This window comes from Pelosinus sp. UFO1 (assembly GCF_000725345.1).
Classification (GTDB): domain Bacteria; phylum Bacillota; class Negativicutes; order DSM-13327; family DSM-13327; genus Pelosinus.
Map to the genome: position 1 here is coordinate 1,664,562 of NZ_CP008852.1, position 12,551 is coordinate 1,677,112.

The window sequence follows — 12,551 nt, forward strand, 5'->3', positions numbered from 1 at the left end:
CATCTTAGCAGCTGATAGTATGATTCCTTGCAATGAAATTGTGTTGGCACGCTGGACAAGTAGAATGGTAAATCTGGTCGTCATTTTGACAATGTTTCTGATTATAAGAATTATGCTCCATTTCATTACAGCTGCAAGTTTCATTGCATTCATGTTGATTTTGACAATTATTATAGTCATGTGTACGGTGTTGTTTATGATTACAAAAATCATGAGATATTTCATTGCAGTTACAAACCTTTTTGCATTCATGTTGGTGGTGATGGATATTATGGTTGTTATGTGGGCAGTGTTTATTTTCATTTTTAAAGATTGGGCATGCAAAAATTATGATAGACACTAATAAAAATTGATGTTTTAGACATTGCACAGAAACGTCTTCTACTATAGTACATATTTTTGTAATTTCACCATCAAAATCTTTTAACATTATAAATAAGCAAAAAGGAATATCAAAACAAGCGGTTTGAATACAATTGCATTCTTCTTCAATGGAAGAAATAACTTTTATATGCTTGATACCTTGAACTACTGCTTTTTTTCCCAGCGGGGTATGAATTATTTTAAATGAGCAGATGCTTACAGTTACAATCACCTTGAGAATTTCTTTGATTTCGTGTTCGCAAGATAAAAATAGCTTATCTGTTTGGCAGATTTGTGTGCAAGGGTGATGTGGAGGACAGGCTGGAAATTCAGATTGAGGTGTAATACCTAGAATTTCAATACTAGTATTCATTGAGATTTCTCCTTTATTTAAGTATAGGTATAGGGATAGTGGTCTTTACTATTATTTTATGTGATTTAATACGTTGTGTTCTTATTTATCATAAAAGTTATCAGTTATATAAAGAAGACTAAGATTCAGGGATTTAGTCGCTCGCAGCCTCTCACTTGTCGAAGATGGGATTCTTAGAGCGGTTTAGCCATTGGATCAAATCACCAAATCATATCAATTGCTTTATCCAAAAATTTCAATGTATCGTATCGATTCATTATAGGCAATCTATAAACAGAATCCATAAATAAATTTAAATGGAGGGTGTTGCGTAATGTCAAGAAGTAAAAAACCTGTAAGCCCTGGGGCGCAAAAGGCTCTCGACCAGTTGAAAGAAGAAACAGCAGCTGAAATTGGACTCAAGGATTATAAGAACACTTATAAAGGCGCATTGACTTCAGCAGACAATGGCCGTGTAGGTGGGCAAATGGTACGCAAAATGATTCAAGCCCAAGAAGAAAGCTTCCGGTAAATAAGAAATGATGAAAAAATATAAGCAGGTTAAAAGCCTGCTTATATTTTTATATGTCTTTTAAAATATTGCAGGATTTTTGTATACTCATAGTAAAATTAATAATATGATAATAAAGTGATAGAATCATAAGGAGTGGCGAATTTGAATACAGTAATGATAAAGAACCTTGGAAATCATGTAGGACAAGAAGTAACCATACAAGGGTGGTTATATAATCAACGTGGCTCAGGAAAAATTAAATTTTTGATTATGCGTGATGGTAGTGGGCTTTTGCAGTGTGTTATCGTTAAACAAGATATAGGAGAAGAAATCTTTGCAAAGGTAAAAGGTCTAACGCAAGAAACTTCTATGAAAGTTACAGGAATCGTAAATGTAGAACCGCGGGCAACTGGCGGATTTGAAATGCAAGTTACAGGTTTTGAAATTGTAAATGTTGCTGAGGAATATCCTATCACTCATAAAGAACACGGAGTGGATTTCTTATTAGAACGTCGTCATTTATGGATCCGTACCCCACGTCAAATGGCAATTCTTCGGGTACGCTCAGAAATTGAACATGCTTTTAGAGAATTCTTTTATCAGAATGATTTTGTTTTAGCAGATGCGCCAATTATTACACCGTCAGCATGTGAAGGTACTTCTACCTTATTTGGGCTAGATTATCATGGTGAAAAGGCATATTTATCACAAAGTGGGCAATTGTACAGCGAAGCAAATGCAATGGCACTGGGAAAAATATATTGTTTTGGACCAACCTTTCGTGCAGAAAAATCGAAAACTCGTCGTCATTTAATGGAGTTTTGGATGGTTGAGGCTGAAATGGCTTATTTTGATATGGATGCTAATATAAAATTGCAAGAAGAAATGCTGCACTATGTAATTCAAAGGGTGATTACTAGATGTGCAAATGAACTAAAAATATTGGAACGTGACGTAGAAAAACTAAAGAACATAACATTACCTTTCCCGCGCATTAGTTACACAGAGGCGGTAGAAATCCTAAAGGAAGCAGGAGAAGATTTTTCTTGGGGAGAAGATTTTGGGGCACCTCATGAGACTATTATTTCAAATCATTTTGGATCGCCTGTTTTCGTACATCGTTATCCAACAAAGATAAAAGCTTTTTATATGAAGCCCGATCCTGAAGATTCTACTGTTGTGCTTGGAGCCGATTTATTAGCTCCTGAAGGGTATGGTGAGATTATCGGTGGTGGGCAACGTATAGATGATCTAGAGCTCCTAAAAGAGCGTATTGAGGAACATAACTTACCTTTAGAGGCATTTGAATGGTATTTAGACTTAAGAAAGTATGGATCCGTACCCCATTCAGGGTTTGGCCTAGGTTTAGAGCGTACAGTAGCTTGGCTATGTGGTCTTGAGCACATTCGTGAAACGATACCCTTCCCTCGCCTGTTACATAAAATGTATCCTTAAGGTTACTAATTCAATTTTTAGAGTTAGTGATCAAGATTCTTTTCTATAGATAATTTTGTGATTACAGTTTTCACCTGATGGAGCTAAAAAGAGGTTATTAATGACTAATTCATTTAGTATATTTATGAATAAACAGTTTCAAAACATTGCAATTTCTCACTTTAACACAACCCTTAGTATGTGTTTACTGGTTCCCATATTACCAGTTTTTTTGAAAAATAGCGGAATAAGCGAGACACAGATTGGTATTATTATGGGGGCGACGGCAATGAGCGCCCTTATAATACGACCTTGGATAGGTTTCCAAGTTGATAATAAAGGGAGTCGGCCAATCATACTATTTGGCCAAATCTTACTGATTGTTTCAACGGTTGGCTATTGGTGGGCCACAAGCTTTTTAGCCTTTGTGATGTTACGATTACTATACGGCATTGGGCAGGCCTTTTACGGTACTGGGGCGGTTACCTTTGCCAGCAGCATAGGAACAGGAGAAACTAATTCTAATTCGATTGCTATGTATACGTTAACCACCATGCTTGGTCTTGGTCTTAGTATGAGTATAGCTCAGGTAGCTTTTGATCATTTCGGATTTAATGCATTGGTTGGAATTAGTGTTGTCTTGATTGTAATCGCTTTCAGTGTGATGAAGTGGCGTTCTCATCCAATTAGGCTAGCAACGAAGAATGTTACCCGGACTCCATTTATAGATGTGCTCAAATCCAATATCGTGTTTGCGTCAACCCTTTGTCAGTTTGCGGCAAGTTTTTCTTTCAGTGCCATTCTTACCTTTATCCCACTTGCTGCTATCGATAAAGGCGTAAACTTTTATTCTCTGTTCTTCATTGCTTTTGCCATTAGTGTGGTCTTTTCACGTGTTTTTGTTCAAAAAATAAACCATATGTTAGGTTTAGTTAATGCCATTGTGTATTCTAGTATTACCATGCTGTTTAGCATATTACTGTTGCTCATTACCATTTCTCCCGTAATACTTATTATCTCTGGAATCTTTTTTGGCCTAGGATTTGGTATTGTTTATCCTACACTAGTCTTACTCTTAGTAGAACGAATCAATCAAACAAATCGAGGGACAGCTCTAGGTATTATGATTGCGGCCGGTGACATAGGTAACGCTCTTTCAGCGGCAATATTAGGTGGCGTAGCCGAACATCTAGGGTATTTCGTTTTATTTTCAATGACAGCATTGTTATTAGCATTTTGTACATATTACTTTCAGGTCATACTAGCTAGAAGTGATGAGTAGAAGGTTTGATAATAAAGAACTTTGTATACATTGTATAGTTAGCAGGAAATTATCTTTATTATGACCAAATAGTACAGGTAGACCTAAACTTATTAACAGGTAGTTTATTACTCACGTTAATAAACAATCTCGGAGGGGGAAAAGAAATGACTACTAGTATTGCAGCGTCTCATGCAAAAGGGAAATGTGCTACAGACAAAATTTTCGGAGCAAATGCTGCAGCTTCTAAGGCAGCTGCTCTTTATGGTAGAGACAAAGTCGTAAATGCTACCATTGGTGCTTTTATGGATGAACAGGAAGCTTTAGCCTGTATACCAACAGTGGGGAAAGTATTTAAAGAATTACCAATTAACCAAATAGTACCTTATGCTCCTATTGCTGGTTTACCAGATTATTTAGATGCTATGATAGAGTTGATGTTTGCTGATAATAAACCTGATGCTTATATTGAGGCTGTAGCCACTGCTGGTGGGACAGGTGCAATTCATCATACAATTTGGAATTATTCGGAGAGTGGGGATACGGTTTTAACATCTGATTGGTATTGGGGACCTTATAAGATACTATGCCAGGATTCCTTGCGAAAATTAGATACGTATACTTTATTTGATGAGCAGCAAAATTTTAATATTAAAGCTTTTACGAATAAGGTAAAAGAATTACTAACAAAACAAGATAATCTGATTATTATCATTAATACGCCTGCTCACAATCCAACAGGTTTTAGTCTAAGTGATAGTGATTGGGATAAGGTATTAGATCTCTTTAAAGAGTGTGCCAAAGATGCAAAGAAAAACATCATTCCCTTAATTGATATCGCTTATATCGATTATGCAGGTGAAAAAAACCAATGTCGTACTTTCTTGAAAAAACTAGGAGGCTTACCAGCTAACGTATTACCTATTCTAGCATCTAGTATGTCAAAAGGTTTTACTATGTATGGACAACGTACAGGTGCCATGATTGGGATTTCTTCTAATAAAGATGTAATAACAGAATTCGCAAGTGTCAATCAATTTACAAGTAGAGCAACCTGGTCTAACATCAATTATAGTGCTATGAAGCTAATGTCAGTGATTTACCAAGATAAAAAATTACTGTCTCAAGTAGAAAATGAGCGCAGTCAATACTATGCTTTGATTCGTAAGCGTGCTGATATTTTTATGCAGGAAGCTAAGGAAGCCAATTTACATATGCTTCCTTATATAGCAGGTTTCTTTATTACCGTTCCAGCAGAAAATCCTGAAGCAGTTTGTGAAAAACTTCATGAGGACAATATATTTGCTGTACCTTTAGCGAAAGGTATCCGGATTGCAGTTTGTGCTGTGTCATCCACTAAGATTACAGGCATGGCTGCCAAAATAGCAAAAGCAATCCTACATGTTTCAAAATAGTTGATGGAATACATTATTATCCATTCGTAGCTTGTAATGTAGTTGGTTATACTACAAGAAACAAGAAAAAAGGGGGAGATGAACTTGGGTCGTCAGCATGAAAATTGGATTGATGATACTGTTTTAGAGTTTCCTCGAACTATGTTTTGGATGATACATGTAATTGGAACTGTGATAATTTTTATTTTGGGTATGAGATTTGCTTTTAACAGAGCACCAGTTCCTATGGTAGCTTACCGTTTATTACGTAGGCTAATGCATTAAGTAAAAAACCAAAGAAGGGTGAAACCAGTTCACCCTTCTTTGGTATGTTGACCATGTCTCTATATATTGAAAGACATGGTCAACATAAAGTCTAAATTGTTTGAAAAATCCAACATAATGTTAACTATGCTATATGTGATTGTTTTATTTAGCTATTGATGATATAGTATTTTTGGGCTATTCAATAGCTGCATTTTGTATACTGAATTTTTCTAATTCTGAAAATGGGGGATAGGACATGTTTGGCTTAAAACCAAAAGAAGACGAATTTTTTAAATTATTTGTAGAAAGTAGTGTGGTATTACGAGAAGGGGCTTATGTACTGCAAAGTGTTATGAATGATTACACACAGCTGGACGTAAAAATGCAACAAATTTCTGATCTAGAGCATAAAGCGGATGATATTAATGATACAATCATTGATAAATTAAATCAGACCTTTATTACGCCACTTGATCGCGAGGATATTTATTCCTTAGCAACGATGTTAGATGACGTAGTGGATTTTCTACAAGGCACAATGCAACGTATGGTGTTGTATAAGGCTGGTAAGCCGCCGGAAGGTTCTGTTCAATTGATTAAAGTCTTAGTGGACTGTACAGAAGAAATGGTATCAGTATTTAATTTGCTAAAGAATATTAAAGGTAACCAAGAAAAAATACTCAGTCACACACATAAGATAGCTGATTTAGAGACGCAAGGGGATAATATTTACCGTCGCGAAGTTGCCTTATTATTTGAAACCTGTTCCGATCCAATTGAAGTTATCAAATGGAAGGAAATATTGGAACATATGGAGGACGCCCTTGATCACTGTGAAGATATTGCAGACTTATTGCGGGGCGTAGTTATGAAATATGCCTGATACATTAATTATTTTTGTTGTCTTATTAGCATTAGCCTTTGATTATATCAATGGATTTCATGACACTGCTAACGCGATAGCAACTTCCGTATCAACCAGAGCATTGACACCACGATTTGCAGTGTGGATGGCGGCTGGATTGAACTTTCTTGGTGCTATGTATAGTACTGGTGTTGCGAAAACAATTGGTGGAGACTTAGTTAAGTCGGCCCAGATGGTGAACCAATATATTATTATTGCTGCAATTATAGGTGCAATTTTTTGGAACTTAATAACTTGGTGGAAAGGGATTCCTAGTAGTTCGTCTCATGCCCTAGTAGGTGGAGTCATTGGTGCTGTTTTAGTATCCACAGGCTATGAGGCACTCAAAATAGAAGGCATTCTAAAAATTGTTGCTGCTTTAATCTGTTCGCCTCTTATTGCAATGGCAACTGGTTTTGCTGTAATGACGGTACTGCTCTGGATATTTGGCAGAAGAGCTCCTTCACGCATTAATCCTAAATTTAAGAAGGCACAGATTTTAACAGCCGCTATGATGGCTTTTTCCCACGGATCCAATGATGCCCAAAAGGCTATGGGGATTATTACGCTAACGTTGGTTAGTACAGGTTATTTAACAACCTTAGAAGTTCCTATATGGGTTAAATTGGCAGCTGCTACTGCCATGGGGTTAGGTACAGCGGCAGGTGGCTGGCGTATTATTCGTACAATGGGGAGTAAAATATTTAAATTAGAGCCTATTAGTGGTTTTGCGTCAGATTTAAATTCATCGCTGATTATATTTGGCGCAACATTATTGCATTTACCTGTAAGTACTACTCATGTAGTTTCAGGATCTATTATGGGTGTAGGAACTTCTAAACGTATTAGTGCAGTTCGCTGGGGGGTAGCGCAGCAGATGCTGATGGCTTGGGTATTGACCATTCCTTGTACAGCAGTGGTAAGTGCTTTAGCTTACAAAGTGATATCCTTCTTTATTTAAAAACATGTTAAAAATAAAATACATAAACGAGAATGGGCAAATAAGCGTTTCTGCTTGTTTGCCTATTTTTAATGCAAAAAGTAGTAATAGGTATAACTATAAGCCGAATAGTTATTATTAATCATTATTTCTTTATGAAATGCAAGTTATTGTGATAAAATGTATTATAAGCCAATAATAGTTAAATGTAGATCAATAACATATTAGCTATTCATGTATTATTATGATTGATAAAGTGTTGCTCACTGCACTAGTTGTTAAATATAATATACGGGAGGTCGTTTGATGGAAAAAAAACATATAATCCTTTCTTTAAAAAATGGTGAACTGCATCAGTACGATAAAGGAATAACCTTATTAGAAATAAGCAAAAATATGCAAAAACAGTTTGCTACACCGATTATTGCTGCAAAAGTTAATAATGAAATCAGAGATTTACAATTTAGTGTAATAAATGATTGCCATGTAGAATTTTTAGATTTACATACAGAAGTTGGGAGTAAAGTGTACCAGCGTAGCTTGACCTTTGTAATGATTGCTGCTGTTAACGAACTATTTCCCAAAGGGGAAGTAACAGTAGAGCATTCTTTAAGTAAAGGATTATACTGTGAATTGCATATTGGTGAAAAGATTACAAGCGATCATCTTATAGCTCTAGAAACACGTATGCGAAGGATTGTGGCAGAAGATAGACCGTTTACTATGAAGAGTCTGCCGATTGCAGAAGCAGTTGAATTATTTAAGGCGAATGGCCAAATTGAAAAAGTGAAGCATTTAGAACAATTAAAAAGAGAGAGAGTCAGAATTTACTATTGTGGTGAGGCATATGATTTTTTTTATGGCACAATGGCACCAAGTACAGGTTATTTAAAGGTCTTTGAATTAAGACAGCATGCTTCTGGTTTTATTTTACGCTTCCCTGAAAAAGAGACACCTAATGTTTTGCCTGAATTTGTAGTTCAAAATAAACTATCAGAGATTTTTTTAGAAGCAGAACGTTGGGGTGCAATTTTGCAATGTGGCTATGTAGCTACTTTGAACGAATATGTCCAAAATGGTAAAATTAATGATATTATGAGAGTTGCGGAAGCGCTGCATGAGAAAAAGATAGCTCAAATTGCAGATTTCGTATCCCAGCACAAAGAGGTGCGAGTTATTTTAATAGCTGGACCATCTTCCTCAGGTAAGACTACCTTTGCCCAACGCTTAACGGTTCAGTTAAAGGTCAATGCTATGCGCCCAGTAGCGCTTTCTTTAGATGATTACTTTGTTGATCGGGATAAGACTCCAAAAGATGAGAATGGAGCCTACGATTTTGAGTCGATTGAGGCCATTGATTTAGAATTGTTTAATGAACATTTATCCAAAATTTTAGCTGGCGAGGTTGTTAGTATACCTTGTTTTAATTTCTTAACTGGCCAAAGGGAATATCGTGGAAAGACCATCCAAATTGATAGAAATCAACCTCTTATCATTGAGGGAATTCATGGGTTAAATGAAAGGCTAACAACCGCTGTACCTAGGGAACACAAAGTGAAAATTTATATAAGTGCGTTAACCCAATTATCCATTGATAATCATAATCGTATTCCTACAACGGATACACGATTGATTCGTCGAATTGTAAGAGATAGTCAGTTTAGATCCCACGATGCCCTTACTACTTTAAATATGTGGCAGTCTGTGAGACGGGGAGAAGAAAGGAATATCTTTCCCTTTCAAGAGGATGCTGACATCATGTTTAATTCCGCTTTGATTTATGAGTTAAGTGTTTTGAAGAAATATGCAGAACCCTTATTGCATAAAATTACTAAGGAACACGCAGCTTATTCTGAAGCTACGCGATTATTGAGATTTCTTTCCTATTTCCAGAGTATTGATGACAATGAAATTCCTTTTAACTCTATATTACGTGAGTTTACAGGAATGTCCTGTTTCCATGAGCATAAGTGAAAGTAGCATCTTAACTGCTTACCTATTTAAAAAAAGCCCTAACCTTTTCAGGTTAGGGCTTTTTCAATAGCTAAATTAACGATTCTTTTCGAAGAATTTTAAAGCTACTTCAGGGAATAATGCATAAGATAGAACATCTTCAACAGATGCATTTGGATATCCCTTTTCAGCAAGCTGTTTTGTCAAAAGTTCCATTTGTGGTTTAATATCATCAGCAGGGCGATAGTCAATAATAGGTTCGCTACCAATGATTTTTTCACGAACTTCTTCGGAAACAGGCATAGGAGTTTTACCATATTTACCACGTGCCAAATCTTTAACTTCACGAGGTACCATTTTATAGCGCTCACCCAACATTACATTGAAGGTTGCCATGGAACCAACGATCTGACTGGTAGGAGTAACCAATGGAGGATAGCCAAGCTCTGCACGAACCCGTGGCATTTCTTCCAAAAGTTCTTGGTATTTGTGTTCAATGCCTTGTTCTTTAAGCTGATTGAACAAGTTAGAAAGCATACCGCCAGGGATTTGGAAGTCAAGAACATTAGCATCAACATCGAAGGATGTTTTAAGACCAAAGTCTTCACCCAAGCTTTTCTTAACCTTACCAAAATGAATAGCTACATCTTTCAATGCGCTGCGTTTAAGACCAGTGTCATACTCAGTACCTTCTAACGCTGCTATCATAGATTCAGTACAAGGTTGTGAAGTTCCAAGAGCAAATGGGGATAATGCACAGTCAACGACATCTACGCCAGCTTCAATGGCTTTCAAATAAGTCATTGAACCCATACCACTCGTATAGTGAGTATGAAGTTGGATAGGTACGCCTATCTTAGAATCCGCTTTCATAGCTTTTACTAAGTCATAAGCAACATATGGTCTAAGTAGACCAGACATATCTTTAATGCAAATGGAATCAGCACCACGTTCTACTAATTCGCGAGCTAATTTAATATAGCTATCTACAGTGTGGTAAGGGCTAATTGTATATACACATACACCTTGTACATGGGCGCCAGATTCTTTTGCAGCTTTCATAGCTACTTCAAGATTGCGCACATCATTTAATGCATCAAATACACGGATAACGCCAATACCGTTCTCTACCATTTTCTTAACAAATGTAGTAACAACATCGTCAGCATAGTGGTTGTAACCTAGAATGTTTTGGCCTCTAAGTAACATAGAGATAGGAGTTTTTTTCAAGTGTGATTTTAAAATACGTAGACGCTCCCACGGATCTTCACCTAAGAAACGTAGGCAACTATCAAAAGTAGCGCCACCCCAAGCTTCCAACGCAAAGTACCCCATGTTATCAAGTTGTTCCAATGCTGGTAGCATATCGGTGAGACGCATGCGAGTAGCAGCAAGTGATTGGTGACCATCGCGTAATACTGTTTCCATAATTTGTACAGGTTTTCTAGACATATGTATCCCCCTTTTTTTTTGTGTGTGATCTTAGTAAAAGTTCCAATTATAAAGAATATAATTGAGAGTTGATGTATTAGAAATTTACTATAGATCCACTTAGTTAAATATGTAACAAGTTCGGACAACTATAATTGTACCGTATTTCACATGCTTTTGCTAGTAATTTATTTTAAATTTATTATTAATTTTTTTAGTATATTGTATTCAAAAGGGAATATTCAGTAAAAAGGCGTGTTTTATACTAATTTTCGTGCTAATAATTCTGCCATGGGACTTTTTCCTGCCAAAGAAGGTGCATCATTTTCATGGCCAAGGCGCGCCAAAATAGCATATACTTGAGGATTCTCTACAGGTGTAGTAGCAATAGCATTTTCACCATATTCTTTTACCTGTTTTTGACCTTCTTCAGGAGGAATTAACCTACCTGGGCCACCGACACAACCGCCTTTACATGCCATACCTTCAATAAAATTAGCATTACGCTGTCCGTTATTAAACTCTTCTAATAATTTCTGGCAATCTGGAATTCCATCTACTTTAAGAGAGATAAGCTTTTGTGATTTGTGGGGTACTAATTTTTCTAAAGTAGTTGCTACTGCAGCACTTACACCACCAGTATAGGCATAAACTCGTCCCCCCCAAGATGCCATTGCCTTTTCATTATCTTCTTGCGACCCAGGATTAATTTCTGTAGCTTCAAATATAGTCGACAGTTCCTGGAACGTAAGTACGTAATCAATCGCACCTTTTAAGTCAGGTAATAGGGCTTCTGACTTTTTTGCGACACAGGGGCCGATAAATACTACCTTGGCATCAGGTTCAAATTGTTTGATAACACGGGCTGAGGCCACCATTGGTGAAACAGATGGGGAAATATGCTCTCTTAAATTAGGAAATTTGTTTTCAATTAGTTTAATCCATACAGGGCAGCAACAACTGGTAAACATAAAATCTTGGTCTGTCTTGACATGCTCATCAAATTCAAAGGCTTCTTTCATAGTAATTAAATCTGCATATAATGCAGTTTCTACAACATCGGTAAAGCCCAAAGACAAAAGGGCAGAACGTAATTTTCCTGGGGTAACATCTGGACCAAACTGTCCTACGAAGGCTGGAGCAATGGACGCATATACAGCAGTGTTACGTTGCTTTAATAATTTAATGAGAGGTATAAATTGAGATTTTTCTGCGAGCGCGCCAAAAGAGCAGGCATGAATGCAATGACCTTCACCTAGGCATTTTTCTTGATTAATTGAGATATTATCAAGCTCATCACGAGTGATGGCACCTAATGGACAAGCTTTTTCACAACTCCGATTATCCTTTGGACATGCTTTACACGCATCTGGGTTGGCCACCACAATAGGTTCGCTTCCCATACCCATAAGAGCTTCTTCATCATAGTCATTAAGAACAGAGTCATCATTATGGGGATGTAGTCCCATTGCAATTCGAATCTGATTTGCCACGTGGCGACGTGTTGTTTTATCTTTAAACTCTTCTGATACCATATTGCAAATTTCTTCTCGCCGTTCAAATAGATTACCTTCCCAGGCTGCTTTTGCGACGTGATAAAGGATACGTGGTTTAATATTTAGCATAAAAAAACCTCCTAAATGATATCTTATCTATAATATAAACTATTTATGTGCTATTTCCTATTGCAGTTAAAGAAAAAATTTGATACTCTATTGTTCTGTCAGAAAGCTTTAAA

11 protein-coding genes are annotated in these 12,551 nt (G+C 36.7%); 8 read left to right on the forward strand and 3 right to left on the reverse strand.

Features of this window, described 5'->3' with window-relative positions; all coding sequences use genetic code 11:
- Positions 1–4 precede the first annotated feature (4 nt).
- The gene (locus UFO1_RS07540) at positions 5–736 is read right to left on the reverse strand and encodes a DUF3794 domain-containing protein (protein ID WP_038669762.1); all 732 of its coding nucleotides are present in this window, start codon (positions 734–736) and stop codon (positions 5–7) included.
- Positions 737–1,049: 313 nt separating this feature from the next.
- Between UFO1_RS07540 and UFO1_RS07545 the strand changes: the two genes are divergently transcribed.
- From UFO1_RS07545 to UFO1_RS07580, 8 genes are all read left to right on the forward strand, one after another.
- A complete protein-coding gene (locus tag UFO1_RS07545; protein ID WP_038669764.1) occupies positions 1,050–1,247 on the forward strand; it encodes an alpha/beta-type small acid-soluble spore protein in 198 nt (65 codons plus the stop codon).
- A gap of 135 nt (positions 1,248–1,382) precedes the next feature.
- Positions 1,383–2,684, forward strand: coding sequence for an asparagine--tRNA ligase (gene asnS, locus UFO1_RS07550; RefSeq protein ID WP_236639354.1), 1,302 nt, complete (start codon positions 1,383–1,385; stop codon positions 2,682–2,684).
- 100 nt (positions 2,685–2,784) lie between these two features.
- Positions 2,785–3,945, forward strand: a complete 1,161-nt coding sequence (locus UFO1_RS07555; RefSeq protein ID WP_038669766.1) for an MFS transporter — start codon at positions 2,785–2,787, stop codon at positions 3,943–3,945.
- Between the two features lie 146 nt (positions 3,946–4,091).
- Complete coding sequence (locus UFO1_RS07560) at positions 4,092–5,339, forward strand: aminotransferase class I/II-fold pyridoxal phosphate-dependent enzyme (RefSeq protein WP_038669768.1); 1,248 nt, start codon at positions 4,092–4,094, stop codon at positions 5,337–5,339.
- Positions 5,340–5,423: 84 nt separating this feature from the next.
- A complete protein-coding gene (locus UFO1_RS07565; RefSeq protein ID WP_038669769.1) occupies positions 5,424–5,603 on the forward strand; it encodes a hypothetical protein in 180 nt (59 codons plus the stop codon).
- 238 nt (positions 5,604–5,841) lie between these two features.
- Positions 5,842–6,468, forward strand: coding sequence for a DUF47 domain-containing protein (locus UFO1_RS07570; protein ID WP_038669771.1), 627 nt, complete (start codon positions 5,842–5,844; stop codon positions 6,466–6,468).
- The gene (locus UFO1_RS07575; RefSeq protein ID WP_038669773.1) at positions 6,461–7,450 is read left to right on the forward strand and encodes an inorganic phosphate transporter; all 990 of its coding nucleotides are present in this window, start codon (positions 6,461–6,463) and stop codon (positions 7,448–7,450) included. The genes UFO1_RS07570 and UFO1_RS07575 overlap by 8 nt, the downstream gene beginning before the upstream one ends.
- Positions 7,451–7,735: 285 nt before the next feature.
- Complete coding sequence (locus tag UFO1_RS07580) at positions 7,736–9,403, forward strand: nucleoside kinase (protein WP_038669775.1); 1,668 nt, start codon at positions 7,736–7,738, stop codon at positions 9,401–9,403.
- Positions 9,404–9,478: 75 nt separating this feature from the next.
- On the opposite strand, the gene UFO1_RS07585 is transcribed toward UFO1_RS07580, so the two are convergent.
- A complete protein-coding gene (locus tag UFO1_RS07585; protein WP_038669777.1) occupies positions 9,479–10,834 on the reverse strand; it encodes a pyruvate carboxylase subunit B in 1,356 nt (451 codons plus the stop codon).
- Between the two features lie 239 nt (positions 10,835–11,073).
- On the reverse strand, positions 11,074–12,438 hold the full coding sequence (locus UFO1_RS07590; RefSeq protein ID WP_038669779.1) for a [Fe-Fe] hydrogenase large subunit C-terminal domain-containing protein: 1,365 nt from the start codon (positions 12,436–12,438) through the stop codon (positions 11,074–11,076).
- Between the last annotated feature and the right edge of the window lie 113 nt (positions 12,439–12,551).

Excerpts from the sequence above, each read along its gene's own strand:
- UFO1_RS07540 (WP_038669762.1), bottom strand. The coding sequence starts at position 736 with ATGAATACTAGTATTGAAATTCTAGGTATTACACCTCAATCTGAATTT.
- UFO1_RS07545 (WP_038669764.1), top strand. The coding sequence starts at position 1,050 with ATGTCAAGAAGTAAAAAACCTGTAAGCCCTGGGGCGCAAAAGGCTCTC.
- UFO1_RS07555 (WP_038669766.1), top strand. The coding sequence starts at position 2,785 with ATGACTAATTCATTTAGTATATTTATGAATAAACAGTTTCAAAACATT.
- UFO1_RS07560 (WP_038669768.1), top strand. The coding sequence starts at position 4,092 with ATGACTACTAGTATTGCAGCGTCTCATGCAAAAGGGAAATGTGCTACA.
- UFO1_RS07570 (WP_038669771.1), top strand. The coding sequence starts at position 5,842 with ATGTTTGGCTTAAAACCAAAAGAAGACGAATTTTTTAAATTATTTGTA.
- UFO1_RS07575 (WP_038669773.1), top strand. The coding sequence starts at position 6,461 with ATGCCTGATACATTAATTATTTTTGTTGTCTTATTAGCATTAGCCTTT.
- UFO1_RS07580 (WP_038669775.1), top strand. The coding sequence starts at position 7,736 with ATGGAAAAAAAACATATAATCCTTTCTTTAAAAAATGGTGAACTGCAT.
- UFO1_RS07585 (WP_038669777.1), bottom strand. The coding sequence starts at position 10,834 with ATGTCTAGAAAACCTGTACAAATTATGGAAACAGTATTACGCGATGGT.
- UFO1_RS07590 (WP_038669779.1), bottom strand. The coding sequence starts at position 12,438 with ATGCTAAATATTAAACCACGTATCCTTTATCACGTCGCAAAAGCAGCC.